Origin of the sequence: Streptomyces sp. NPDC090083, assembly GCF_044747445.1 — a bacterium.
Classification (GTDB): Bacteria; Actinomycetota; Actinomycetes; order Streptomycetales; family Streptomycetaceae; genus Streptomyces.
On the sequence record NZ_JBIVED010000006.1, the window covers coordinates 435,248 to 461,519 of the forward strand.

19 protein-coding genes are annotated in these 26,272 nt (G+C 72.5%); 9 read left to right on the forward strand and 10 right to left on the reverse strand.

Annotated elements, in window-relative coordinates; genetic code table 11:
- Window positions 1-137 precede the first annotated feature (137 nt).
- Complete coding sequence (locus ACIPTO_RS23960) at window positions 138-782, forward strand: TetR family transcriptional regulator (protein WP_366318495.1); 645 nt, start codon at window positions 138-140, stop codon at window positions 780-782.
- 72 nt (window positions 783-854) lie between these two features.
- On the opposite strand, the gene ACIPTO_RS23965 is transcribed toward ACIPTO_RS23960, so the two are convergent.
- From ACIPTO_RS23965 to ACIPTO_RS23975, 3 genes are all read right to left on the reverse strand, one after another.
- Window positions 855-2,795, reverse strand: a complete 1,941-nt coding sequence (locus ACIPTO_RS23965) for a YncE family protein (protein WP_401195330.1) — start codon at window positions 2,793-2,795, stop codon at window positions 855-857.
- Between the two features lie 245 nt (window positions 2,796-3,040).
- Window positions 3,041-4,174 (reverse strand): acyltransferase family protein, encoded by a 1,134-nt coding sequence (locus tag ACIPTO_RS23970; RefSeq protein WP_401195332.1) that lies wholly within the window; start codon window positions 4,172-4,174, stop codon window positions 3,041-3,043.
- 107 nt (window positions 4,175-4,281) lie between these two features.
- Window positions 4,282-5,274, reverse strand: a complete 993-nt coding sequence (locus ACIPTO_RS23975) for a nitrilase-related carbon-nitrogen hydrolase (protein WP_401195335.1) — start codon at window positions 5,272-5,274, stop codon at window positions 4,282-4,284.
- Between the two features lie 150 nt (window positions 5,275-5,424).
- Between ACIPTO_RS23975 and ACIPTO_RS23980 the strand changes: the two genes are divergently transcribed.
- Window positions 5,425-6,969: a PH domain-containing protein gene (locus tag ACIPTO_RS23980; RefSeq protein WP_401195338.1), complete on the forward strand. Its 1,545-nt coding sequence runs from the start codon at window positions 5,425-5,427 to the stop codon at window positions 6,967-6,969.
- Between the two features lie 53 nt (window positions 6,970-7,022).
- Here ACIPTO_RS23980 and ACIPTO_RS23985 read toward each other — a convergent pair whose 3' ends face one another.
- Window positions 7,023-7,406 (reverse strand): antibiotic biosynthesis monooxygenase family protein, encoded by a 384-nt coding sequence (locus tag ACIPTO_RS23985; RefSeq protein ID WP_401195340.1) that lies wholly within the window; start codon window positions 7,404-7,406, stop codon window positions 7,023-7,025.
- Window positions 7,407-7,884: 478 nt separating this feature from the next.
- Between ACIPTO_RS23985 and ACIPTO_RS23990 the strand changes: the two genes are divergently transcribed.
- The 6 genes from ACIPTO_RS23990 (at window position 7,885) to ACIPTO_RS24015 (ending at window position 13,761) form a co-directional block, all read left to right on the forward strand.
- Window positions 7,885-8,976, forward strand: coding sequence for a beta-ketoacyl-ACP synthase 3 (locus ACIPTO_RS23990; RefSeq protein ID WP_401195343.1), 1,092 nt, complete (start codon window positions 7,885-7,887; stop codon window positions 8,974-8,976).
- A gap of 194 nt (window positions 8,977-9,170) precedes the next feature.
- Window positions 9,171-9,404: a phosphopantetheine-binding protein gene (locus ACIPTO_RS23995; protein WP_366318481.1), complete on the forward strand. Its 234-nt coding sequence runs from the start codon at window positions 9,171-9,173 to the stop codon at window positions 9,402-9,404.
- Window positions 9,404-10,639 (forward strand): beta-ketoacyl-[acyl-carrier-protein] synthase family protein, encoded by a 1,236-nt coding sequence (locus ACIPTO_RS24000; RefSeq protein ID WP_401195346.1) that lies wholly within the window; start codon window positions 9,404-9,406, stop codon window positions 10,637-10,639. The genes ACIPTO_RS23995 and ACIPTO_RS24000 overlap by 1 nt, the downstream gene beginning before the upstream one ends.
- A 105-nt stretch (window positions 10,640-10,744) precedes the next feature.
- A complete protein-coding gene (locus tag ACIPTO_RS24005; RefSeq protein WP_401195349.1) occupies window positions 10,745-11,740 on the forward strand; it encodes a 3-oxoacyl-ACP synthase III family protein in 996 nt (331 codons plus the stop codon).
- A 63-nt stretch (window positions 11,741-11,803) separates the two neighbouring features.
- Entirely contained in the window at window positions 11,804-12,565 is a 762-nt protein-coding gene (locus ACIPTO_RS24010) for a ferredoxin (RefSeq protein ID WP_401195351.1), read from the forward strand.
- A complete protein-coding gene (locus tag ACIPTO_RS24015; protein ID WP_401195354.1) occupies window positions 12,562-13,761 on the forward strand; it encodes a cytochrome P450 in 1,200 nt (399 codons plus the stop codon). Before ACIPTO_RS24010 ends, ACIPTO_RS24015 begins: the two co-directional genes overlap by 4 nt.
- A gap of 46 nt (window positions 13,762-13,807) precedes the next feature.
- Here ACIPTO_RS24015 and ACIPTO_RS24020 read toward each other — a convergent pair whose 3' ends face one another.
- Both ACIPTO_RS24020 and ACIPTO_RS24025 read right to left on the reverse strand, forming a co-directional pair.
- Window positions 13,808-15,193 (reverse strand): lipase family protein, encoded by a 1,386-nt coding sequence (locus tag ACIPTO_RS24020; protein ID WP_401195357.1) that lies wholly within the window; start codon window positions 15,191-15,193, stop codon window positions 13,808-13,810.
- 189 nt (window positions 15,194-15,382) lie between these two features.
- The gene (locus tag ACIPTO_RS24025) at window positions 15,383-15,757 is read right to left on the reverse strand and encodes a winged helix-turn-helix transcriptional regulator (RefSeq protein WP_401195360.1); all 375 of its coding nucleotides are present in this window, start codon (window positions 15,755-15,757) and stop codon (window positions 15,383-15,385) included.
- Window positions 15,758-15,849: 92 nt separating this feature from the next.
- On the opposite strand from ACIPTO_RS24025, the gene ACIPTO_RS24030 reads away from it, so the two are divergent.
- Window positions 15,850-16,689: an SDR family oxidoreductase gene (locus ACIPTO_RS24030; protein ID WP_401195363.1), complete on the forward strand. Its 840-nt coding sequence runs from the start codon at window positions 15,850-15,852 to the stop codon at window positions 16,687-16,689.
- A gap of 42 nt (window positions 16,690-16,731) precedes the next feature.
- Here the strand turns inward: ACIPTO_RS24030 and ACIPTO_RS24035 are convergent, their stop codons facing one another.
- From ACIPTO_RS24035 to ACIPTO_RS24050, 4 genes are all read right to left on the reverse strand, one after another.
- The gene (locus ACIPTO_RS24035) at window positions 16,732-17,583 is read right to left on the reverse strand and encodes an alpha/beta fold hydrolase (RefSeq protein ID WP_401195365.1); all 852 of its coding nucleotides are present in this window, start codon (window positions 17,581-17,583) and stop codon (window positions 16,732-16,734) included.
- 173 nt (window positions 17,584-17,756) lie between these two features.
- Window positions 17,757-18,689, reverse strand: a complete 933-nt coding sequence (locus tag ACIPTO_RS24040) for a hypothetical protein (RefSeq protein WP_401195368.1) — start codon at window positions 18,687-18,689, stop codon at window positions 17,757-17,759.
- 2 nt (window positions 18,690-18,691) lie between these two features.
- Window positions 18,692-20,416, reverse strand: coding sequence for a sulfite reductase flavoprotein subunit alpha (locus ACIPTO_RS24045; RefSeq protein WP_401195498.1), 1,725 nt, complete (start codon window positions 20,414-20,416; stop codon window positions 18,692-18,694).
- A 5-nt stretch (window positions 20,417-20,421) separates the two neighbouring features.
- Window positions 20,422-25,956 carry a glutamate synthase-related protein gene (locus ACIPTO_RS24050; RefSeq protein WP_401195370.1) on the reverse strand — a complete coding sequence of 1,845 codons (5,535 nt, stop codon included), beginning with the start codon at window positions 25,954-25,956 and terminating at the stop codon, window positions 20,422-20,424.
- Window positions 25,957-26,272: the final 316 nt, after the last annotated feature.

A 26,272-nucleotide genomic window follows, 5' to 3' on the forward strand; every position in this document is an offset into this window, starting at 1 on the left:
TGTTCTCCATGGAACATCGACCGACGAGAAAATGCAACCAGGTCTCAGAAGTTTCTCGGTCTTAAAAGTTTTCCTGTATCAAAAGTTCTCCGGTATCATTCGAGTCCGAGCCTCATCGCTCGTGTAGACTGCCCGGCATGGACGAACCCGCAGGCCTGCGCGAGCGGAAGAAGGAACGCACGCGGAGCCTCATCGCACAGGAAGCCCTGCGCCTCTTCCGTGCGCAGGGCTTCGACGAGGTGTCCGTGGTCGAGGTCGCGGCCGCGGCGGAGGTCTCCAAGGCCACGCTGTTCCGGTACTTCCCGACCAAGGAGGACCTGGTCCTGCACCGCTTCGCCGACCATCTCGGGGAAGCGGCCCGGGTGGTGCGGGCGCGCCCCGCCGGTGTGACCCCGACGGCCGCCCTGCGCGACCACTTCCTGGCCGGCCTCGCCGCCCGCGACCCGATCACGGGTCTGAACGACCACCCCGAGATCCTCTCCTTCCAGGACCTCATCTACCGCACGCCCAGCCTCCGCATCGGCATGCGTCTGCGCTACACCAGCGAGGACGTCGACGCGCTCGCCGACGCCCTCCCGGCCGATCCGCACGACCCCGGCGGCACCCCGCCCGTCGTGAGACACCTGGCCGCGACCCATCTGATCGCCGTACAGCAGGAGTTGGGGCAGGAGAACTGGCGGACGATCACGGCAGGGCGTACCGCCGACGAGGCGTACGCCGATGCCGTGACGGCCGCGGAGCGGGCGTACGGGCAGCTCATGACCGGGCTGCCCTACGCCTGACGCCCGCCGGGAGAAATGCCCGACGCCCGGCTGAAGCAGTAACGGACGGCCAGTCGGAGCAGGACCTGACGGTCAGTTGGAGAAGTACAGGTACTTCCACCCGGTGTACGTCGTCGAGTTGACCGTGTCCCCGGACGAACCGTTGATGTACGCGGACCGGACGCGTGCCTTGATGCCGGACTGGCCGGGGGCGCCGAGGTCCACGGCGACCTTGCCGTTGGTGCCCAGGGCGAAGTACTCCGAGTCGGAGTCGTACCACCTGCCGTTGTAGTAGACCTGCAGGTCGAGCCGCTCCTCGCGGTTCTTGTAGTACGTCATCGTCGTCGTGACGACCGGCGCCGAGTTCTTGTGGAACCAGTAGTACGACGTCGAGCCGATCTTCGCCGTCTTGTAGTGCCTGCTGATCGCGTTCGACACCTTGACCTTGGCGTACGCCGTGACCTTCACGGTCTTGGACGCGTAGCGGGCGTCACCGGCGAAGACCGCGGAGACGGCGGTGTCGCGGGCCATGTCCACGGTCACCGTGAGGTTGCCGCTGGAGTTGACCTTGCCGGTCTTGACCAGCTTCTTCGGCTTGTCGGCGCCGAAGGGGTCCGCGTAGATCGCGACCGTGCGGTTCTTGTAGGTCGTGCCGAGGTGCGCGGTGAACTTCACGTCGGTGCCGTAGCCGTACACCTTGCCGTTGTTGTTCAGGCTCAGGGTCGTGGCCGCGCGGGAGACGGCGACCTTGTCGGAGGCGCTGACCGCCGCGTGCCCGGCGTCGCCCGCGTAGCTCACCTTGTACGTGACGGTGCCGCCGACCGGCGGGGTGTCCGTGAAGGAGTAGGTGCCGTTCGCCTTCACCGTGACGGTGGGCAGCGCCTTGCCCTTCGTGGACTCCAGGTCGGTGCGCGTGACCTGGAGCTTCACTCCGGCGGGCAGCGCCACCGTCGCCGAGAGCTTGCCGGTGACGGTGAGCTTCTTGGCGCGGGCGGCGGAGGAGGGGGCGCTGACCGTGAGGGTCGGCACGTTCTTCTCCGGGTCGGTCAGCGCCTTGAGCGTGTAGCCGCCGCCGGACTTCCCGACGAGCGCGAAGATCCGCGAGTTGTCCGGGGCCCAGGCCAGGGCGGCCGTGCCGTACGAGCCGACGCCGTACGTGCGGATCGGCTTCGTGGCGTTCGGCCTGTACGTCGTGATCGAGGTGCCGCTCGCCGTCGCGACCGTCCCGTCCGGGGCGATGTCGGCGGGCGTCCCGCCCGGGTAGGTGCCGGCCTGCGTGAACGTGCCGCCCGCGTAGGCGTCCCGCACCGAGCCGTTGACCAGCACCTCGTCGGCGCCGGGCACCAGGTCGATGTCCCAGATGCCGCTGTTGAGCGTGTAGTCGCCGTTGTAGTAGGCGATCTTCTGCGGGGTGGCGCCCGAGACGTCCAGGACGGCCATCGAGTCGGTGGAGATGCCGGTCTCGCCGACGGCCAGCACGCCCGGCCGGGACGCGGCGGTGTCGAGGAAGCCCGGGTCGTAGATCGAGACGCCCTCCGGCAGCAGTCCGAGCGTGACCGGGTCGGTGCCGCTCGCCGGGTCCGTCGCCGGGTCGACCGAACCGAGGTTGCCGCCCCACTGGTCGCCGTAGGTGAACCACACCTTGCCCGCGGAGAAGGCGAGATGGCGCGGGCCCTTGGTGGTGGTGACCGGGTAGCGGGCCTTCACGTTCAGGGTGGTCGCGTCGAGCGCCACGATCTCGTGCGTGCCCTGGGCCGCCGCGTACACGGTGGTCCCGTCGTCGGACACGGTCAGGGCGCTGACCCCGCTGATGCCGCTCACCGAGGCGACGACGTTGCCCGTGTAGTCGGTGCCCAGGACCCAGCCGCTCGCACTGTCGCCGACGAACACCCGCTTGAGGGCGCCGTCCACGACGAGCCCGCCGGGAGTGGTGACGCCTGCGGTCGTCGCCGAGGCCGTACCCGTCGCCACGACGCTGAGCGCCGCCGAACCGAGAAGGACCGCGAGCGCTGTCGCGGTCGAGATGCTGCGCATCCGCACGTGCTGTTCCCCCCACAAGGAAAACCGGTCCGGGGACCGGGAGTTGAGAGCGCCGCGCAGCACCCGGACGTGACCGCGGATGAGAGACGCGGTGACGCGCGGGGCGCGGCTGCTGTGAGCAGCGTATGACATGCCTGTGACAGTGGGGAAAGGAGTTGTTGCGGAGGCATCCCGGGGCATCCCCGGGCGGGCTCCGATTGTCCGCGCAGGTCAGCGTGGCGCGGGCCCGGTGTCCCTCGCTAAGGGGTGCGGGCCAGTTCGGCCGCGTCACGGCGGAACGCCCACCGCAACTCCGGTTCCATCACGCCCCGGAACACCCGCCGCACCGGCGCGGTGCACAGCGCGGTCACGACGACCGCGGCGACCACGGTCACGGTGATCTCGCCGAGCGGGCCGCGCATCCACGAAGGGTCGTACCAGCCCCAGGACTTGGCGCCCTGGGCGAGGAACCCGTGCAGGAGATAGCCGTAGAGCGTGCCCGCGCCCAGCGCGGTGAACCAGGTGCGGCGGCGCGGCACCCAGGCCAGGAAGCAGGCGACGAGGAGCATCGAGCAGGCGAACAGGGCCAGCGTCATCAGCGGCCCTTCCCAGGCGGGCGCGCCGAGTTGCTCGGCGCTCGCGTTGTGGAAGAACCAGGAGTAGTCGAAGCGCGGCACCGACCAGTACGCCACCGCGAGCGCGACGAGGACCACGGGCACCGCCAACTGCCGTACCTCGGGCCGCCGTACGAGCTGGAAGTGCTCCGGCTTCAGACAGAGCCCGAGCACGAAGTACGGCAGGAACTGCAACACCCGCTGCAGATCGAGGTCGTTGCCGATGGAGGGCGAGAGCGTCGCCAGCATCGCGATGACCAGGGCCACCGGCAGCGGCTGCCGCACGTGCTTCCAGATCGGCGTGGTCAGCCGCCAGACGAACAGCGCCGCGAGGAACCACGTCAGATACAGCGGGTCCAACAGGCTGATGGCGCGGTCGGGTTGGTGGTCCGTCCACCGCGTGTACAGCGTGTACGCCGTCTCGAAGACGACGTACGGCACCACGACTCCCCCCAGCAGCCGCCGGATCTGCGGCGGTGTCGCCCGGAAGCTCCGCGAGAAGTACCCGGAGATCACGATGAACGTCGGCATGTGCACCGCGTACACCAGCGTGTACAACGCGGTGACGCTACGGCTGCCCGACCGCAGCGGCTCCCAGGAGTGGCCGATCGCCACCAGCACGATCGCCAGGTACTTGGCGTTGTCGAAGAACGGGTCGCGTTGCTTTCCCGGAGCGCGCTCCACCGAGGGGGCGGCGGCGGGTGCGCCGGACGGCCGGGTGGAGCCGAGGGTCTCGGCGGAGGCGGAGCCCCCTGTGGAGGCGGTGGGAGAAGCAGGCATTCGGCTCGCCTGACCGCTTCTCGCCGATCCAAACATCCGGCGCGCCCTTTTTCTCGTCGGCGGCGGGCGCCCTCAAATGCCACAAACCGTCACTAAGCGGTCGTGCATCAGACGGTGTTGACCGTGGCGCGGGCGGACTCGTCGACATGGAGGGTGAAGACGTCGGGGCGTGCGTAGTGGCCGACGGGGTCGAAGTCGAAGCGGGCGCGTGCGAGGTCGTCGAGGTCGAGTACGGCGGTCAGGATGCCCTCGCCGTCGCGCAGCGGGCCCGCGAGGATCTCGCCGAGCGGGGAGACGATGACGGAGCCGCCGCCGATCAGGACGGTGTCGGGTTCGTCACCCTGCACGGGACGGAGATCGGCGGGCAGGGCGTCGCGGCGCAGGTACTGGCTCGCGCCGAGCACGAAGCAGCGGCCCTCCAGGGCGATGTGCCGCAGGGTGGCCTGCCAGGCGTCGCGGTCGTCCACGGTCGGAGCGCACCACAGGTCGACGCCCTTGGCGTACATGGCGGTGCGCAACAGCGGCATGTAGTTCTCCCAGCAGATGGCCGCGCCGAGCCGGGCGGTGCCGGTGTCGACGACCGGGAGGGTGGAGCCGTCGCCCTGGCCCCACAGGTAGCGTTCGGCGGCGGTCGGCACGAGCTTGCGGTGCAGGCCCAGGTAGCCGTCGGGGCCGAGGAAGAGCGCCACGCAGTACAGGGTGCCGCCCTGCCGTTCGACCGCGCCGACGACGGCGTGGCAGCCCAGTTCCCGGGTGAGGGCGGCCAGGGTGTCGACCTCGGGTCCCGGGACGTCGACGGCGGCGGCGTGGTAGCGGCGGAACAGCTCGCGGCCGGCCGGGGTGCGGCTGCCGACGGTGATGCCGAAGTCCAGTCCCTTGGGATAGCCGCCGAGGAAGGCCTCGGGCAGGACGACGACTTCCGCACCGCGCTCGGTGACGGCCTCCCGGATGAGTTCCTCGGCCCGGGTCAGCGCGGCCCGCGTGTCGAACAAGGGGGCGGCGGCCTGGACGACGGCGACGGTCACGGTACGGCCGGACTCGGGAGCAGGCGAGCCAGAGGTGGCGGGGGCGGCAGGGGCGGCGGGGGTCGGGGCGGTCATGGCAGCAAGGCTAGGAATCCACCCGGTCGTCGACCAGCCGGGCCGCCCCCACCCGGCTCCGCCACGCCACGTGCAGGCAGCCTGGCCTGCCGGAACACTGCCGGGGTCCGCACAAGCGCCCGCCGCCCGCCCGCTGACACAGTCGCCGGTATGACCGAACCCCGAGAGGTGACCTGCCGTTCCGGGGCGCGCCGCGCCCTGTGGTCCTGCGTCGCGATCGGCGCGGCGGGCGCGGGCGCCGCCGGGGTGTGGACGGCGTACCGCGGCCCGGACCCGCTGCCCCTGTCCTGCGGCGCGGCCTTCGCGCTCCTCGCCGTCATCACGCTCCACGTCCTCGGCACCCGGGTGGACGCCGACGCCCACGGTCTGCGCTCCCGCACACCGCTACGGCGCTGGAGCGCGCCGTGGGGCGAGATCGCCGAGTTCCGGATCCGGCTGCGTCACGCGCACGGTTCGCGCGGTGGCCAGAGCCGTCACATCAGCGTGCTGCTGTGCGACGGCCGCCGCCGGACCCTGCCCCGCCCGGTCGGCCACGTCCCCGGACTCGCCCGTTTCGACGACGAGTTGACGGCCCTGCGAGCCCTTCACCAGCGCTACGGAACCGACGTCCCGGAGTCGTCCCGCGTGCCCGTCATCACGGACCACAGCGCGGGGCGCTTCCCCCTGGGGGCGCTCGCGTGGTGCGTGGCGCTCCTGGTGTGCGCGGGCGTGGCGGCGGCGTTCGTGCCCGCCGCGGCGGCGAACCAGCGGGCCTGGGAGACGGCCGGGCCGTGCACCGCCGCGACACCCGCCGCGGAGCGCCGCGCATGCCTGACCGGCACCACGGCCGTGATCGCCCGCACCGACCCCAACACGCCCAGGAAGACCAGCTGGGTGTACTTCGCCGGCAGCCGGCCCTTCGAGCGCCTCGCGGTCCCGGTCGAGGCCGCCGACGGCTTCCGAGCCGGTGACAGGGTCCGCCTCACCTTCTGGCGCGGCGAGGTGAGAACGATCAGCGGCACCCGCTGCGTGTGGCACGACCACGTCGGGACTGCCGGAGACGTGGCCGCGGTCGCGTCCCTCGCCGCTCTCGCCGCCGGCCACCCCGCCGCCCTGCTCCTGCTCGCCCTGCGCAACCGCCGCCTCCCCGACGACGAAGTCCTCCCGTCCGCCCTGCCGTTCGCGTTCGCCCTCGCCGGCACGGCCGCGTGGCTGGTCCCGCTGTGCTACCTCCACCCGACGACCCCGTTCGCCTCGGCGGCGACGATCGGATGGGCGACGGCGGGCACCCTCGGGACCCTGGCACTCCTCGCCCGGGCCTGGCGGGCGACGACGGTCCGGCCGCCCCGGCAGCCCGAAGTCCCGGGCGCGGAAACGGACTTGCCGGACCCGTCCGGCGAGGTCTTCCTCCGCGCCCGCTTCCTGGACCACACCGACTACAACCCGCACGGCTTCGGCACCCACATCGCCCTCGGCGACGGCCCGCCCGCGGTGACCCCGGGCCCCGGCCGTTTCGCGGCCCGCCGCATCCCCCTGGAACGCCTCACCGTCCGCACGGTACGACGCGTCCGCGGCGGCGACGGCGACACCGTCCCCGGCGACTGGCACATCGCCGAACTCGACGACGGGGGGCGGCCGGTGCGGCTCGCCGCTGCACCGGACGACCTGGCGCGCGTCCTGCGGGAGCTGGGACCGGCCGCGCGCGAGCCGTCGTAGCGGGGCTTCGCGCGAGGGCGCCGGAGCGGCGGGAGCCGGGCCGCCCGCCGTTCTCAGCTCTCCCTGGGCCCCGCCTGCTGCACCACCTCGAACGTCCACAGCGTCGCGTCCGTCGCGGCGGGCCGGGGCCGCTCACCCTGCGGAGAACCCGGGGAACCCTCAGCGGAACCCTGATCCGAACCCGGGGTGCCGCCTTCCTGGGCCGCGCCCCGGTGGGCGGCGCGGCCCATGCCGGACATCCAGTTCTGGAAGTCCTCCTCGGCGCGCCAGCGCGTGTAGACGAGGTAGGTGTCGGTGCCCTCGACGGGGCGGAGAAGTTCGAACCACTCGAAGCCGTCCGAGCCGTCCACCGTCCCGGCCCGGTTCGCGAACCGCTTCTCCAGCGTCTCGCGCTGCTCCTCGGGGACGGTCAGTACGTTGATCTTGACGATGCTCATGGCCCCATTCTTCAACAGGCACGTCTCCAGGACCGCGGACCCTCCCGGAACGTCCGCCGGTACGCCTCCGCCGTACGCCTCAGGCGGCAACCCGGTCCGTGCCCCGGCCGGTCCCGTGCCCGATCCGGGGCAACTCCCGCACGTGGCAACTCTGTTGAGCCCGGAGCCGACCCAGGGGACGCAGGTGGCCTCCGCACCGCGCCGCGCCGACGCCGGTCCGCCGAACGCCCGGCGCCGCGAACTGGCGTGACCCGGTGGGCGGTTGTGTGCCGAACGGACGCCCACACCGTCCTCTTTCGGGTGATATCGGGACGACATAACAGACGTAACGTTTCCTCACTCCGGTCGCTGAGCTGGGGTTTTACGGACGAGCGAGCGAAACTGCGCACGTATTCGCGTCGCGTCACGCCCACGCCCCCCTCGTGATCCGAATTACAGTCGTCCCGCTCGTCCAAGATCACTTCCCATCGAGGCGTGTGTGACCTTCCGACTGCCCAGCGCAGCCCCGCTCTTGAGGACGCCACAGACGGCCGTCCTTGAGGGCCTCGCCGGTTTCGTCCCGCCGGACACGGTGTCGAACGACGCCCTGCCCGCCGCGTGGGACGTGGACGACGCCTGGGTCCGCAGGCGCACGGGCATCGGCGAACGCCGCCGCGCCGCCCCCGGCGTCACCACCGGCGACCTCGCCCTGACGGCCGCCGCGCGCGCCCTCGCCGTCGCCGGCGGCCCGCTGGTCGACGCCGTGATCGTCACCACCTCCACCCCCGACCGCCCGATGCCCGCCATGGCCCCCCGCCTCGCCACCCGCCTCGGCCTCGGCGAGATCGCCGCCTGGGACGTGTCCGCCGCGTGCAGCGGTTTCGTCTACGGCCTCGCCGCCGCCGTCGGCGCCCTGACCTCGGGATGCGCCGACCGTGTGCTGCTGGTCTCGGCCGAGGTGTACTCGACGCTGCTCGACCCGCGGGACCGTTCCACCGGAATCCTCTTCGGGGACGGCGCCGGGGCGGTCGTCCTGCGGCGCGGCGAGCGGGACGAACCCGGCGCCGTCCTCGCCCTCGACCTCGGCGGCGACGGTTCGGGCGACGACCTGATCCAGGTGCCCGGCGGCGGCGCGCTGGAACGCTCCCGCCCGGGTGACTACGGCCCGGACGACCGCCACTTCCGCATGCGGGGACGCGAGGTGTTCCAGCACGCGGTGACGCGTATGACCCAGTCCGCCCAGGCCGTGCTCAAGCGCGCGGGCTGGGCGGCCGGTGACGTGGACCGGTTCTGCGCCCATCAGGCGAACGCCCGGATCCTGTCCGCCGTCGGCGACCGCATCCCGGTCCCCGGCGAACGGCATGTCACCAACATCGAGCGGGTCGGCAACACCGGCGCCGCCTCCATCCCGCTGGCCCTCGCCGACGCCCGGTCGCGAGGTGAACTCCGGCCCGGCGAGCGGGTGTTGCTCACCGCCTTCGGTGCCGGACTCACCTGGGGCTCGGCGGCCCTGGTCTGGCCGGAGCTGCCGGCGGTGCCCCGGATCGACGATCTCGATCAGCCCGCCGCGTCGACGGCCTCGACCGCCTGAGACACCGCTCGAAGCCCTGCCGGTACCGGGGCGTGCCGCCGCTCCCCGGTACCCGGTGCCGGCTACGCGCGAAACAGGTCGGACGACCTTGTTCCGCTGTCCGTTCGTCCGCCCGTTCACCCGTCCACTCCTCCGCCCGTTCGTCCGACCGTTCACCCGTCCGCCCGCCGGTCCCACTCGCCGAAAGGAACCCCATGTCCCCCGTCCAGACCGCCGTGACCGCCGTACTCACCGAGAAGTTCGAGGTCAGCCCCGAGCACATCCGTCCCGAGGCCACGCTGGAGAGCCTCCACCTGGACTCGCTCGCGCTCGCCGAACTCGCCCTGGCGCTCCAGGAGACGCTGGGGGTCCCGGTCGCGGAGGACGAGGCCGCCCGGCACAGCACCGTGGGCGAGCTGGTCGCCACGCTGAACGCCAAGCGCGCGTGATGCGGACCTCCCGCACCGCCGTCTCCGTCACCGGCCTGGGGCTCATCACCCCGGCCGGGGTCGGCCGCGAGGAGACCTGGCAGGGGGTCCTGAGCGGCCGGTCGACCGCCGCCACGGACCCCGAACTCAAGGGCTGCGCCGTCGACTTGTCGTGCCGTATCCCGCTGATGACCCCGGAGCAGGCACGGATCGGCGGCGGCAAGGCGTGGCGCATGGGCCGGTTCAGCCAGCTCGCCGTGCTCGCGGCGCGCGAGGCCGTCGCCGACGCCGGGCTCGACCCGGCCGGGTGGGACGGCGCGCGGGTCGCCGTGGTGATCGGTTCGGGGCTCGCCGGAGCCGCGCACCTGGAGGACCAGACCCTCCGCCACCACCAGGGCGGACCCGAGCTGGTGTCGCCCGCCCTGGTGCCCATGCTGATCTCCAACATGGCAGCCGGGGAAGTGCTGTTGGACCTCGGCGCCCGTGGTCCGTCCCTCGCGACCGAGAGCGCGTGTGCCTCCGGCGCGAGCGCCCTGGCCGTGGCGCGGGGGCTGCTGCTGGCCGGGCTGTGCGACATCGCGGTGGCGGGCGGTACGGAGGCGGCCGTCACGCCCGTGATCACCTCCGGCTTCCAGCGGATGGGGGCGCTGTCGTCCCGCGTGGACGACCCCGAGACCGCCTCACGGCCCTTCGCGGCGGACCGGGACGGGTTCGTCGTCTCCGAGGGCGCCGCGATCCTCGTCCTGGAGCGCGAGGCGGACGCCCGCGCCCGTGGACAGCGGCGCTACGCCCGTCTCGCCGGCGCCGGTCAGACGTCCGACGCCCATCACCCGACGGCCCCCGCACCGGGCGGAGTTCACGCCGAGGCGGCGCTGCGCGCGGCGCTCGCCGAGGCGGGGCTCGGGCCCGGGGACGTCGATCACGTCAACGCGCACGGGACCTCGACACCGCTCAACGACCTGACCGAGGCGGAGTTGATCGAGCGGGTGCTGCCGCACCGGCCAAGTGTCACCGCGGCCAAGGGAGTTCTGGGACACAGCCTCGGCGCGGCGGGCGCGATCGAGGCGGCGCTGACCGCCCTGACCGTGCACCGCGCCACGGTCCCGCCGATCGCCAACCTCACCCCGGACACCCTCCCCTTCGACCTGGACTGCGTCACGGGCCGCCCCCGGGCCCAGCGCGTCCGGGCCGCCGCCAGCCACTCCTTCGGCTTCGGCGGACACAACGTGGTGCTCGTCTTCACCGCCGAGGACTGATCACCGAGGACCGATCGACGAGGACCGATCGACGAGGACCGATCGACGAGACCTGATCGCCGGGGGCCGACAGCAGGACCGACGACCACCATCGAGGAGGGACCCATGACCGTTCACGGCAGGATCGTCCACGCCACCGTCCACATCCCCGAGGGGCGCCAGACCGTGGCCGCGGTGGAGGACCGATTCAGCGCGGCCAGCCCCGGCGTACCGCTCTCCCGGGGCGTCCTCCAGCGCATGTACGGGCTGGAGGAGCGCACCGTGGCCGACGACCTGGAGCAGCCCTCCGACCTGGCCGCGCACGCGGCCCGCCGCCTGCTCGCGGACACCGGCACCGAACCGGGCGCCGTCGACCTGCTGCTCTACGCCGGGATCCTCGCCGACATGGAGGAGCCGGCCACCGCCCATGTCGTCGCCGACAAACTCGGCCTGGGCTGCCCGGTGTTCGACCTGAAGAACGCGTGCAACGGCGTCCTCAACGCGCTGGAGGTCGCCGACGCGCTCATCCGCGGCGGCCGGTACCGGCGGGTGCTGGTGACCACCGCCGAGGTCAGCACCCGGCAGAGCCGCTGGCAACTGGACGACCCCGCCGAGCTGCCGACCGCGCTGCCCAGCCTCAGCACCGGCGACATGGGCTCGGCGCTGCTGGTGGAGGCGGGTGACCGGCCCGGCATCCTCGGCTCCCGGTTCTTCGCCAACTCCTGGGGCTGGCGCGCGGCGACCCTCCCCAACCCGTACGCGCAGCACCGCACCCTCGGCCATCTCCGTATCGACTCCGCCCGGCTGCGCGACTCCTTCGACGGGCTGCCCGGCAAAGTACGGGACGCGCTGCGGGAGTTGGGCGTCCAGGGCGACGACCTCGACCTCGTCTGCGTGCACCAGCCGTCGGTGCCGTTCACCAAGGTCGTCTGCGACTGGGTCGGCGTGGACCCGGGCCGCGTCCTGGCCACCTTCCCCACACACGGCAACGTGGCGACCAACACCATCCCGCTCCAGCTCGCCGCCGCCCTCGACAGCGGACGCCTGCGACCCGGTGACCTGGTGGGCATGTTCGGCTTCGCGAGCGGGGCGAGCGCCGGAGTGGTCGTGTGCCGCTGGTGAGGCTGTCCGGCCACCACGACCACCGCTCCCCGGACTCCGGCACCGCAAGAAGGCGAGACCCCCATGACCACGACCGGCACCCCGCGCATCCCGCCCCTCCCGCCCGCCCAATGGCCCCCGGTCCTGCGGTCGTTGCTCGCCGAGTCGCGCCAGGACGGCCCCGGCAGGGAGAACCTCTTCGGCACGCTCGCCCACCACCCCGTCCTCGCCCACGCCTGGCTCTCCCTCGCCAGGGTCCTCACCCACGAGGGCACCCTCGGCCACCGAAGACGCGAGCTGATCGTGCTGCGGGTCGCGCACCGGCTCGACGCTCCCTACGTCCACGGGAGGCACCGCGTCCCGGCCGGGGACGCCGGGCTGACGGGCGCGGAGATCGACGCGACGGCCGCCGACCTGGCCGTCCATCCCTGGCAGCCGGAGGACCGCGCCCTGCTGGAGGCGGCCGACCTGCTGGCCGCCAACTCCCCGGTCCCCGGCGGTCTCTGGGATCGCCTGGCCCGCTCCCTCACCCCCGGGCAACTCGTCGAACTCCTGGTCCTGGCCGGCCAGACCGCCACCATGTGCACGACGCTCAACACCCTCCGCACGCCCGCCGACCGGCAGCCCTCGCTCACCGTGCTGCTGGACCGGGACCGCTGCTGCGGCGCGGGCCAGTGCGTCAGCGTGGCGCCCGAGGTGTTCGAGCAGGACGAGTCGGACGGCCGGGTCACCCTGCGCGTCCAGGACCCGGACGCGCGATACGCCGACGAGGTGCGCTTCGCCGCCGACCTGTGCCCCAGCGGCGCCCTCACACTCGTCGACCACGAGGAGACCGCCCACTCATGACCGCCACCAGCCTGGCCGCCCTCAACCTCCCATCCCCGTACGGCAGTTGTCCCTTCGACCCGCCACCCGCCTACACCGCCGCCGCCCGCGGGGCCGCCGTCTCCCGCGCCACGCTCCCGGACGGCAGCGCGTGCTGGCTGGTCACCGGCTACGACGAGGTCCGCGCCGTACTGGCCGACGCCCGCTTCAGCGCGGACGCGCGCACCCCGGGCTTCCCGTTCCTCTCCGCCGGACAGCGCGAACTGGCCACCGCCAAGCCGAGTTTCATCCGGATGGACGACCCCGAGCACGCCCGGCTGCGCCGCATGGTCACGAAGGACTTCCTGGTCAGACGGATCGAGGAACTGCGCCCCGGCATCCAGGACATCGTCGACCGGGCCGTGGACCGCATGACCGAGGGGCGCCGCTCGGCCGACCTGGTGGCCGACTTCGCCCTGCCGGTCCCGTCGCTGGTCATCTGCCTGATGCTCGGGGTGCCGTACGAGGACCACGACCTGTTCCAGTCGCTCAGCCGCACGCTTCTCGACAACCGCACCGGCCGCCCGGAGGCGGAGCGGGCCCACGCCGAACTCATGGGCTACCTGGCCGAGTTGGCCGGGCGCAAGCGGCGCGAGCCCGGTGACGACATCCTCAGCCGGCTCGCCGCCCGCGACGACCTCACCGACCAGGAGACCGCGTCGCTCGGCTTCCTGCTCCTGGTCACCGGGCACGAGTCGACCGCGAACATGACCGCCGTCAGCGTGCTGGCCCTGCTCAGCCGTCCCGACCAGGCGGAACTCCTGCGCAGCGAGCCGGAGTTGATGCCCGGAGCGGTGGAGGAACTCCTGCGCCACCTCACGATCATCCACCTCGGTCTCGGCCGGGCCGCGACCGAGACCGTACGGGTGGGCGAAGTGACGATCCCGGCCGGCGAAGGCGTGATCTGCATGCTGTCCACGGCCAACCGCGACGAGCGACTCTTCCCGCGCGAGGCCGGCTTCGACCTCACCCGGGACGCCCGCCGCCATGTCGCGTTCGGCTACGGCGTCCACCAGTGCCTGGGCCAGACCCTCGCCCGGGTGGAACTCCAGATCATCCTGACCACGCTGCTCCGCCGCCTGCCCGCCCTGCGCCTGGCCGTCCCCGCCGACCGGATCGCCCACAACCAGGACGCCATCGTCTACGGACTGCGGGAACTCCCGGTCACCTGGACCTAGCGGAAGACACCGGTGTGCCGAGGACGATCCTCGGGTGGCCGAGCGGTCAGGGCTGGACCGGCATGGTCCAGCAGTTGGACGTGGTGGGCTTGCCGGCGAGGCGGTCGGCGAGCCAGGAGATGGCGTCGCCCTGGTCGGTGAGCAGCGGCGCGAAGTGATTGAGGAGCGCGCTGCCGACACTGGGCAGGACGATGGGCTTGTACGTGACGTCGGCGCCCTTCGCGCACCAGTCGAGGGCGAGTTGGCGGGCCTGGGCGTGCGGGACGAGGTTGTCGCTGACGCCGGTGGCGAGGCGGACCGGCCCCGACGGTTTCATCGTGCCGATGCGCTGACTGTCAAGGAAGCTCTGGAGGGCGGGAGTCGAGGCGATGATCTCGCTGAGGGACTCCCCGTCGGTGGTCCAACTGGTGCTCTTCTTGTAGGCGTAGCCGAACAGCGCGTCACCGACGCACATGGTCGACAGATCGCTGAGCGCGGCCTTGCCCGCGTCGTTGAGATGCGCCTCGGCGAGCGGCTTCAGGGCCGGGTCCGACTGGAGGAACCCGTTGAGCGACCAGCCGAGCGCGCCCGAGAGCTCGCTGCCGTCGATGGCCCGGGTGACGGAGGTCAGATCGGCGGGCGGGGCACCGGCGTAGGTCCCGGAGAGGGTGACGTCGGGGGCGTAGGACGACTGGACTTCGGCGGCGGCGGCGGTCGCCCCGCCGCCCTGGCTGTAGCCGTAGAGCCCGACCGGGGAATGGGCGGTGACCGAGGCCCCGCCGACCGCACGCGCGGCACGCACCGCGTCCAGCACCGCGTGCGCCTCGTCGATCCGGTTGACGTACGTGTGCAGCCGGTCGGTGGCGCCCAGGCCGACGTAGTCGGTGACGACGACGGCGACGCCCTTGGCGAGGAGCCGGTAGATCGCCAGATCCTCGTACCCCACGGTCACGGTCTGGCTGGTGAGGGACAGCGGGTGTTCGAGTCCCATCGACGCGGAGCACTGGTCGCCCTGTCCCAGGGTGCCCGGGGCGACCGCGACGAGGGGGCGCGGGCCGCTGCCGGACCAGTCGGCGGACGGCTCGATGTAGGCGCCGGTGACGGCGACGGGCTGCCCGTTCGAGTCCGTGGACTTGTACATCAGGCGGGTCGCGGTGCCGGGGAGGGTGGAGCCGTCGAGTCCCGGCAGGCTCAGTGCGAGGGGGAGCGGCTCGCTGCGGACGAGGGCGCCGTCGGCGGCGGGGAGGGTCGCGGGCGGGTTGTAGAACTCGGGGATGGTGACGCCCCGGGACACGACCTCGGCCGAGGCGGTGGCCGCGGTGGCGGTCGTGAGAGCGACGGCCTGGGCGGTGAGGCAGACGGCGATGGTCAACGAGGCGCTGAGCAGGCGCCGTTGGCGTGCGGATCCGGCAGGTGGTGTGGCTGTAGTGGTCATGACAGGTGGGGTGGGCATGACGAACCTCCTGTGAAGCGGCCGGCAGGAAGCGGCGGCACGCCGGCGCATCCGCGTCCCACGGATGCGCCGGCGCCGCTGGGGAAGTGGTTCGTCTCGAACTTACCTACCGGTAAGTTACTCGTGATACCCGTCGGTAGGTTACGTTTCGGTAATGTGGCCGGCCCCCCGGCCCCCCGGCCCCCCGGGTCACCGCTCCGCGTCCCGCTCCGACAGCCGTTGCGTGATCCGGTCGAACAGCTCCGACAGCGGCTCGCCGACATCGCGCCCGAACTCGGTCAGCCCGTAGGTGACTTGGGGCGGGGTGGTCGGCTCGACCTCGCGCCAGACCAGTCCGTCTTCGAGCAGCGCGCGCAGGGTCTGGGCGAGCATCTTCTCGCTGATCCCCTGGATGCTCTCGCGCAGTTCGAAGAACCGGAGGCTGGTGCGGCGCAGGGAGATCAGGACCCAGATCCCCCACCGGCTGGTGACGTGGTCGACCACGTCCCGCGCGAGGCAGTCGGTGTGAAACACCTCATAGCGCGCCCCGGGCTCGACCCGCCTGCGCTGCAAGCCTTCCGTCATGTGAGGAGCTTACCTCGGGGTATGTCCTTACCGAAAGTTAGTCCAGCTCCTAGCGTGAGGTCCACGGACGTACGGACGACGAGGAGCTGAACATGATCGTGGTGACCGGGGCCACCGGCAACATCGGCAGGCCGTTGACAAGGGCGTTGGTGGCGGCGGGCCAGGAGGTGACGGCGGTGTCCAGGCATCCGGCGACGGTGCCGGACGGCGCCCGCCATGTGGTCGCCGACCTGGCCCGACCGGCCGGCCTCGCACCCGCGTTGGCCGGAGCGAAGGCGCTGTTCCTCCTGCTCTCCGGCGATCTGCACGCTCCCGGGTCCCGCCCCGCCGACATCATCCGCGCCGCCGACGCGGCCGGAGTCCGCCGTGTCGTCCTCCTCTCCACCCAGGGCGTCTCGACCAGGCCCTTCGGCGCGACCCGCGTGGCCATGCGAGGCCTGGAGGACGTGCTGCGGGACTCCGGCCTGGAGTGGACCGTCCTCCGCCCCGGCGGCTTCGCCTCCAACGCCCTGTGGTGGTCCGAGTCCGTCCGCGCCCGACGGGTCGTGGCGGCACCCTTCGGCGACGTGGGCGTACCGGTCATCGACCCCACGGACATAGCCGAGGTGGCGGCGGCCGGCCTCATGACCGACCAGCACACCGGCAGGACCTACGAGTTGACCGGCCCGGAGGTCATCACCCCCCGCGCCCAGACCGAGGCCATCGCCACCGCCCTCGGTGCCCCGGTCCACTTCCACGACCTCACCCGGGCCGAGGCCAAGTCGGCCATGTCCCAGGCCATGCCCCCCGAACTGGCCGAGGACACCCTCGCCATCCTCGGCGCCCCGACCCCGGCCGAACTCCGCGTCAGCCCGGACGTGGAACGGGTCCTGGGGCGGGCGCCGCGCACCTTCGCGGAGTGGGCCGAGCGCCATGTCGAGGCGTTCCGGTGAGACGGTCGCCCGTCCGGGCCCTGTCCGCGGGCGGCAGCGGGGTCAGTCCTCCGACCCCGGCTTCACCACCGTGTCCACGAAGTCGGCGATCGCTCCCAGTGTCGCGCCCAGCGCCTCGATCTGGGGGAAGTGGGCCGCGTCCGGGACGGGGACGAAGTGGCCGTCGGGGAAGGCGTCGGCGTAGCCGCGGCCGTACTTGAGGGGGGCTATGCCGTCTTCCTCGCCCCAGACGACCAGGACGGGGACGGTCACGCGGTGGAGCCGACCGCGGAGCTTCGGGTCGAAGGTGAAGTGCTCGCCGCCGTAGACCGAGAGGGTCTGCTGGTTGGCGGCGCCCGCGGCGCGCTGGGCGTCCGTGAAGGAGGCGAAGTCGGGGCGGAACTCCGGCTTGGCGAAGGAGAGTTGGCTGATGTCGGCCGGGGCCATGGTGCGCGGGTCGACGACGCGGTTCTCGACCATGTGGGCGTGGATGCCGACCGCGTTCAGGAGGGTCAGGGCGCCGATGCGGCCCTTGTTGTCGCGGAGGGCCATCTCCGCCGCGATCCAGCCGCCGACCGAGTTGCCGATCACCATGACGTCCTTGATGTCCAGCGCGTCGAGGAGGTCCAGGTAGGCGACGGCCAGGTCGGCGACCGAGTCGAAGTGGCCCGGGCGGGGCGTGCCGTCGAATCCGGGGTGGGTCGGCGTCACGACGTGGACGTGCTCGGACAGGGCCGCGGAGAGGCCGGCCACCGTGCGCGGGCCGGCGCCGCCGTGCAGCACCAGGACGCCGGTGCCCTCGGTGTTCTCGCCGAACTCCTGGACGGTGACCGGGAGTCCGCCGGGGAGGGTGACGGTGCGGGTGGGGGCCGGATTCGAGGCGGCGGCGGAGGCGGCGGGGGCGGGCGTGGTCATGGTGAGGTCCTTGTCGCTTGTACTCGTGTTCTCGCGTACTGAGAGCTGACTCTCACGAAGGTAGGGGGTCGGATCTCTTTATGCAAGTTCACTCTCACGATGAGAGCCGTCCGTCCCATGGGAGGGCCGCTACGGCAGTGCGTTCCGCGCCGGTGCGGTCGGCCGCCGACCCGCTACGCGTCCGGCAACGAGGCCGCCAGGTCCTCCCAGGCCTCGTGCACGTCCTCCCCGACCATCCCGAACTGCGTGATCACCGCCACGCACCGCCCGTCCCCGTCGTCCAGTTCAAGTGCCGAGGTCGGCCCGTGGGCCGCCGTGGAGCGGACCAGGTGGCAGGCGCGGACGGCGGCAAGGTCGATCTCCACCGAGCTGTCCGCCAGCGCCGCGAACACCCGGCCGCCCACGGTCCGGTCGGTCACATGGACGCGGCCCGCGCACGACTGGAGGGTCGCCGGGGCGAACACCCCCACGCCGATGGGCAGTCCGATCGAACAGACGTGGTCGAGGACGGACGCGATCACGTCGACCTCGACCGGGCGGTGCACACCGCCGTAGCGGTGGAACGACGATCTGCGGGACACGCCTCCGTCCGCCAACACGGCGTCCAGTTGGGCGAGTTGGTCGCCGTCCTGCCACGGCGGGACCTCGGGGGACGGCGGTGGCGGTGGCGCCTGTGCGGCGGGCCGCGCTCCCGCGTGGACCGTGGGCGCCAGGCCCGCCAGCAGCCGGTCGCCCTCGGACAGCAGCCGGCCCTGGTGCACGGTACGGCCGCCCGCGTCGAGCAGCCGCAGCGCGACCGAGCCCGTGTCGTCGTCCCGGGCGACCACCGCCGTGTCGATGCCCGCGGCGTCGATCCGCAGCGCGATGGCACCCGGACGGACGGCGAACGCCCCGCCGAGCAGGGTCGGTTCGGCGTAGCTGCCCGCCTGGTCGATGCGCGCGACCGGGCCGCCCGTCACGGCCTGCACGTACTGGAAGAGGGTGAGGCAGCGCGCCAGCCCCGGCATCCGCGCGTCGATCAGCCGCACGCTGCCGCCTCCGCCGCCCCGTCGTCCGCAGCACCCCTCGAACGCGCAGGGCCGGTACGGGTCGTCGTGCTCCGTCATCGTCAGTACACGTCCCGTACGTAGCGCTTGGAGCGGCGCAGACCGGCCAGGTACTCCGCCGCGTCGTCGTCACCGCGTCCGCGTTGTTCCGCCACGACACCCAGCAGTGCCGCCTCCACGTCCTTCGCCATCCGGGAGGCGTCACCGCAGACGTAGACGTGCGCGCCGTCCTCCAGCCAGCCGTACAACTCCCGTGCGCGCTCCCGCATCCGGGTCTGCACGTAGACCTTCTCGGCCTGGTCGCGGGAGAAGGCGAGGTCGAGTTCGGTCAGGACGCCGCGCCGGCGCAGCTCGGTCAGCTCGTCCTCGTAGACGAAGTCGGTCGCGCGGTGGCGGTCGCCGAAGAAGAGCCAGTTGCGGCCGGAGGCGCCTCGTGCGGCGCGCTCGTGGAGGAAGCCGCGGAACGGCGCGATGCCGGTGCCGGGGCCGATCATGACCATCGGGGCGTCGTCGTCCGCCGGGACGCCGAAGGAGGCGTTGGGCTGGACGTAGATGCCGACGGTCGTCCCCTCGGCGCCCGTCCGGTCCGCGAGGTACGTCGACGCCACGCCCAGGTGCCTGCCGTACCGCACCGACGCGACCGTGAGGTGGACGCGGTCCGGGTGGGCCAGCGGGCTCGACGAGATCGAGTACTGGCGGGCCTGCAACGGCCGCAGCAGGGGCAGGAGTTCGGGCAGCGAGGGGGCCGCGGAGCGGTCGGTGGCCCGGAGGAGGTCCAGGATGTCCCGGCCCCGGAGCCAGGAGTCCAGGTCCGAGCGGTCGCCCTGCGCCATGACCGTCGCCAGTTCGCCGGACGGCGCGCGCTCCACCAGGTCGGCGATCAGCTCCTTCGACGGGGTGCGTATCTCGCGCTCCGTGCGCAGGAGTTCGGCCGTCTCCTCGTCTCCGGCCGCGCCGAAGTGGTCCAGCAGGGCGGCCACCAGGCCGTCGTCGTTCCTCGGTACGACGGCCAGCGCGTCCCCCGCCCGGTAGGTGATGCCGCTGTCGCCGAGGTCGAACTCGTAGTGGCGGATCTCCTTCGCGCTGTGCGGGGCGGACAGCAGCCGGTTCACCGCGAGGCGGGAACGGTAGGGGGTGCGCCTGTTCCAGGGGGAGCGGGCCGGTGCCGGTGTCGGGCTCGGGGCGGGTGCGGCCCGGTCTCCGGTCGCGCCTGTCTCCGCCGCCAGCCGGCCCAGTACCGCCTGCGTCCATTCCGCCGCCGGGTCCTCGAAGTCGACGTCGCAGTCCACGCGTTCGTGGAGGCGGGCCGCGCCGAGTTGTTCGAGGCGGGTGTCGATGAGTTTCGCGGCCTGGCAGAAGTCGTCGTAGCCGCGGTCGCCGAGGCCGAGGACGGCGTAGCGCACGCCGTCGAGCCGGGGTGCGGTGTCGGACTGGAGGGCTTCCCAGAACAGGCCCGCGTTGTCGGGGAGTTCGCCTTCGCCGTAGGTGGAGGTGACCACCAGCACGTGGGTCATCGTGGCGAGCCGGTCGGGGGTCACGGCGTCGAGCGCGCTCGCCCTGCCGGTCAGGCCGTGGGTCCGGGCCGCCGCCACCAGCTCGTCGGCGAGGAACTCCGCGTTGCCGGTCTGGGTGCCGAACAGGACGTCGACCGTGGCCGTGGGCGCGTCGGCGGCCGTGTGCGCACGGCGTCCGGCGGCGGCGACACCGGCGATGAACCCGGCGAGCCAGGACTCCTGTTGGGCGGAGAACGGTGCGTCGGCCGGGATGAGGGCACCGGTCGGGGGCATGAGGGTCACGCGGTCACCGTCTCGGTCGGGGCCTGCGGGATCTGGGTGTGGCGCGCGGCGATGTCGTCGAGCGCGGCCGTCGCGAGCAGCTCGTCGAAGCGGGCGGCGCGGACCCGGTCGGCGTTCTTCGTGGTCTGGTGGAGGATCCAGCCGTAGGTGCCGGGGGCGTCCACGCTCAGGTTGTTGCGCTGCCGGAGGGCGCGCTTGTAGTCGTCGAGGCGCTTGCTCGCGATGAGGGTCGCCAACTCCCCGTCGTCGAACCGCTCCAGGGTGCCGCGCAGGTACTTCACGACGCGCTGCTTGACGAAGAAGTCCTCGGTGAGGACGAGGTTGCGGACGGCCTCGGTGACCCGCGGGTCGTCCGGGCCGCTCGCGCCCGGCACCCGCTGCAGCGCGAGGTCCTGGGCGACGCCGAGCACCGTGTACGAGGACAGCAGCGAGAACATGTCGTCGCCGCCCTGGTCGCCGAACGCCGGTGCCCGGCCGCCGAGAACGGTCCGCCGGTCGCGGTAGTCGACCTTGAACGCACGCAGCTTGTCGGTCGCGATCGACGTCGCCAGTTCGTCCAGCAGTTCGTTGCGGGTCGCCGCGGCCAGGATCTCGCCCGCGTCCTGGTAGAGGAGGAGCGCGCGGGGCATCCCGCAGTACACGTACCGCCGTTCGGCCTCCCAGTCCGCCAGCAGCCGGGCCGCGAGCGGGGAGCCGGTCGCCTCCGCGTGCCAGGCCAGCAGCAGCCGTACGGCCTCCTCGTGGAAGGCGCCGTGCGCGGTGTCGGTGACGGAGAAGACGAGGAGGGAGTCGGCGCTCACCCGGCGGCTCAACTCGCCCGTGGGGTCGTACTGGTAGAGGAAGCCGCCGCTCATGCCGTTGCCGAGGCCCTTGCCGAAACCGCCGAGGTTGAGGACCGTGCCGCCCGTCATGTACTCGCAGCCGAAGTCGCCGAGGCCCTCGACCACCGCCGTGGCACCGGAGTTGCGCACCGCGAAGCGGTCACCGGCCTCGCCCTGGACGAAGGTCCGGCCGCCGGTCGCGCCGAACAGCGCGAAGTTCCCGACGAGGACGTTGCCGCCGCGTTCGGCGCTGCCGCCGCCCGGGGCGCGGACCACGATCCGGCCGCCGCTCTGGCTCTTGCCGACGCCGTCGTTGGCGGTGCCGGTGTGTTCGAGGGTGATGCCGTCGTTGCAGAAGACGCCGTAGGACTGGCCGGCGGAGCCGGTGGTGCGGATGCGGACGGCGTCGTCGACGAGGCGGCGGCGGCCCCGGTCGTCGGTCGTGATCGCCGGCCGGGTCGGCTCCGACGCGTGGTTCAGCAGGCGCTCCACGTCGATCGACAGCTGTCCGCCGACCGACTTGTCGCTGTTGCGGAGGTGGATGCCCTCGACGAGCAGGGACGGTTCACCGCGGTCGACGAGTGCCGTGCGGACGCGTTCGATGAGGGCGTCGTCGGTGGTGAAGTCCTTCTCCAGGTACTCCGGTTCGGCGACGGCCTTCTCCGGCACGCGGGCGAGCAGGCGCCGCACGTCGAGGCGGCCGACGCTCGCCGGGTGGTCGAGGAGCTGGAGCAGGTCCGTGCGGCCCCGGGCCTCGCGCAGGGAGCGCAGGCCGAGGCGGGCGAGGATCTGCCGGACGTCGTGTGCGATGTTGAGCAGGTACTGGGCCAGTGCGCGCGGATCGCCTTCGAACGCCTCGGAGTTGGTGGTGAGTCCGGCCGGGCACTTCACGTTGCAGTTCTTCGCCATGACGCAGCCGAGCATCATCAGCGCGGTCGTGCCGAACTCGAAGCTGTCACCGCCGAGGAGTGCCGACGTGACCACGTCGCCGCCGGTCTGGTGGGCGCCGGAGCAGCGCAGCACGACCTTCTGCCGCAGCCCGTTGGCCACCAGGGCCTGGTGGACCTCGGCGACGCCGATCTCCGCCGAACGGCCCGCGTACTTCAGGCTGGTGACGGCGGCGGCGCCCGTTCCGCCGGTGTTCCCGGCCACGTTGATGACATCGGCGCCCGCCTTCGCGACGCCGACCGCGATCGTGCCGATGCCCTCCGAGGAGACGAGCTTGACGACGACCCGGACGCGTGCGGCCTTGCAGTCGTGGATGAGCTGGGCCAAGTCCTCGATGGAGTAGGTGTCGTGGTGCGGCGGCGGGGAGATCAGCTCGATGCCGGGGGTGCCGCCGCGGGCCGCCGCGATGTCGACGGTGACCTTCGGCGCGGGCAGCTGGCCGCCCTCGCCGGGCTTCGCGCCCTGCCCGATCTTGATCTCCAGTTCCTGGAGCATCGGGTCGGCGAGATATCCCGCCCAGATCCCGAAGCGGCCGGACGCGAACTGCTTGATCCGCGAACCCCTGATGGTGCCGTAGCGGGAACGGTGTTCGCCGCCCTCACCGCTGTTGGACATCGCGCCGACCATGTTGGTGCCGTGCGCCACGGCCTCGTGCGCGGTGGCCACCAGCGCGCCGTGGCTCATCGCGCCGGAGGCGAGGGCGCGGGTGATCTCGTGCGCCGGCTGGACGTCCGGGAGCCGAAGGCTGTCCGGGGCGGGGCGGAGGAGGGTGAGGAGGCGGGCGGCGGTGCCGGTGGCGGTGACCGTGACTCCGTCGGCGTCCGCGGGGAGTGTCGTCTCGACCTCGCCGGGATGCGCCCGGGCGAGGCCGTCGGCGAGGGCGGTGTGCACCTCGGTTCCGGGGGAGGCGAGCCGGAGGCGGACGGTCACGGTGTCCGGGTGTGCCGACCGCTCGGTGACCGTGGCGGTCACGCCTCGCACCGTCACGCTCGCGTTGCCGTCCGTGGAGAAGCGGCCCAGTTCGCGGGCGAAGTCCTCGGCCGTGCGCAGGCCGGTGACGTCGGCCGGGAGGGCCAGCACGTCGCGCAGGGCGGACGGGCGGCGGGAGCGTTCCTCGTGGGTGGTGCGGAGGAAGGCGCGGTAGCCGGGGGTGATCCGGAACGCGTCGATCTCGTCGTCGCTGAGCTGGTCGTAGCCGGTGTCGCGGTAGGCCGCGTCGGTGATGCCGAAGGCGTCGTCCAACTGGCCGAGGGTGAGCAGGCGCAGGGCCTCGGAGTCGGTGTCGCGGCCGAACTCCGGGCGTTCCTCGGTCATGTCGCCGAAGCCGCGCACGGCGGAGACGCCGAAGGAGTGCCCGGCGCCGTCCGACCGTTCCTTGAACAGGCCCAGCAGCGGCACCTGTTGCTCGGTCTCGACGGCGCGGGCGCGCTCGTGCCACTCGGTCGCGGCCTGCGCGATGCGTGCGAAACCGACCCCGCCGACCGGCGCGTCCATGTGCGGGAAGACGCGGGCGAAGACGTCGTCGCGGGTGTCGAGGTAGTTCGGTTCGAAGAACGCGCCGCCGATGTAGCTCTCGGCCGTGCACAGTCCGACCCGGCCCATCGTCTTGGCGAGCGCCTTCTCGGCCGCCTTGCGGAAGCGGGCCAGCGCCCGGTCCGTCTCGGTGACCTCACCCGCGGGCGCGGGCGCGCTGGGGTGCTTCTCCTCGGCGCGCAGCCGGGCGCTGAGGCTGTAGACGGCGGAGGCGCCGAAGCCGAGGGCGGTCGCCACGTGGTGCGAGGAGGGCAGCTGTCCGCTCTCCGCGACGAGCGAGACGCGCAGCCGCAGCCCGGTCTCGATGAGGCGCTGGTTCACGGCGGCGACGGCGAGGACGACGGGGAGCGGGGCGCGGGCGGAGGAGATCGCGCGGTCGGTGAGGACGGCGATGCCGCCCTGCCGGGACGCGAACTGCTCGACTCCGTCGCAGAGTCGGTCCAGGGCGGCGCGCAACGCGTCGGCGTTGGCCCGCTCGTCGCCGGTGACCGGGTCGTAGAGCATGTCGAAGCGTTCCAGCGGGACGATGCGCTGGTCGCGCAGGCGGACCATGTCCAGGTGGCCCAGCACGGGCGAGGAGAGGACCAGTTGGCGTCCCGCGGTGCTGCCCGTGCCGTCCGGCTTGGGGCCGAGGGCGACGCGCATGCTCATGCCGTCGGCCTCGCGGATGCTGTCCAGGGGCGGGTTGGTGACCTGGGCGAAGCGCTGCGAGAAGTACTTCGCCATGCCGCCCTCGGTGTCGCTGAGCGCGTTGATGGCGTTGCCGTAGCCCATCGCGGAGATGCGCTCCGAGCCGTTGGCGAGCATCGGGTCGAGCAGGAAGCGGAAGCTCTCCTGGTTCAGGGAGTACGCCACGTACCGTCCGGCGAGGGTGAGGTCGCCGTCGTAGCCGAGCGTGGTCGTGCCGCGGTAGTAGTCGGGGGCGGGCAGGTCGTCGAGGTTCACCCGGGCCGCGTCGAGCAGCCGGGAGTAGGGGCGGCGGGCGGCGAGCGCCTCGAGGACCTCGCGGGTGCGCAGGCGGCGTCCGGTGCGGTGGTCGACGACGAGCATGCCGCCCGCCTCGATCCGGCCGCGGTGCACGACGTCGCTGTCGGGGAAGGCGACTTGACCGGCCTCGGAGGCCACCATCAGGTACTCGGCGGTCTCGACGGTACGCAGCGGTCGCAGCCCGAGCCGGTCGAGGCGGGCGCCGATGACGTCGCCGTCGCTGAAGATGACGGCGGCGGGGCCGTCGTTCTTCTCCTCGTAGAGGGAGAAGTACTCCAGCATGTCGCGGACGGCGGCGGGCAGGGCGCGGTCGTTCTCCCAGGCGGGCGGCATGAGCGTCACGACGGCCTCGACCAGGTCGAGTCCGTCGTCGAACACCCGGCTCTGCAGGGTCTGGTCGAGCCGGCTGGAGTCGGACTGGCCGGGCGGGCGCACGATGCTGCGGGTCCGGGCGCGGGCGAGGGCCTCGTCGCTGAGCCGGTTCTTGCGGTCGGTGTTCAGCTCGCCGTTGTGCGCCATGAGCCGGAACGGCTGCGCCATGGTGGGATGCGGCTCGGTGTTGGTGGAGAACCGGGTGTGGAAGTAGAGCGAGCGGACGGAGTGCCGCGGGTCGCCCAGGTCGCGGAAGTACCCGATGACCTCACCGGAGTTGAGCCGTCCCTTGAGGACCTGGGTGCGGGCGCTCAGCGACAGCGGGTACAGCCCGGCGTAGGTGTCGTCGGCGTAGGCGACGGCCTCGACCGCGAGCAGGGCGCGGTGCGCGGCGGCGTCGACGGCGGGGCGCGTCCAGTCCGCCGGGGCCTTGAACACCCATTGCACGATGGGGAGTTGGTGCGGTTCGGCGGCCGGGCGGGCGACGCTGTGATCGACGGGCACGTCCCGCACGAGCAGCACGTCGAAGCCCTGGTCGGCGATGCTGCGGCCGACCAGGCCGACGGCCGCGGCACGGCCTGAACCGCCGCCCGGGACGAAGCAGTTGGCGACGCCGAAGTGCCCGGCGCGCAGCGGCTCCCCGGTGAGCGCGGTGAAGAACTCCACCGACAGGTCGACGCTCACGCCCGCGCCGTCGCCGACGCCCTCGGCGGACGTGCCGCCCCGGTGGGGGATGGCGCGCAGCGCCTCGTCCCCCTTGAGGATGACGTCGTGGCTCGGCACCCCGTCGAGGCGGGTGAGGAAGCCGACGCCGCAGTCACTGTGGTCGAGGGCAGGGTCGTGGAGACCGGCGGAGGTGGAGTGAGTCACGGGCCCGTCCTGTACGCGGCTGGTGCGGCTGGGGGTACCTCCCGGGCCCTTGGGGGACGAGGGGAGGACGGCCAGGCTGCGTCGGTGGAGCGCTCGCCGCGGGCGGACCGGGGGACGGTCGGGCCCTGGATGGTGCGAAGAGCAATGGTAAGGGTTACCTAACTTGAATGGCAAGGGTGGTTCGCGGGCCCCGATAGCACCTCGCGCACGCCGCTGACCAGCGGTTCCGTGCTCGCGTTCAGGTTGCTTTCAGGTCCGCGCGGGCCTTGGGCAACTCATGCACCGCAAGCGCAAAAGCTCTGGCAAAGGGGGCTGG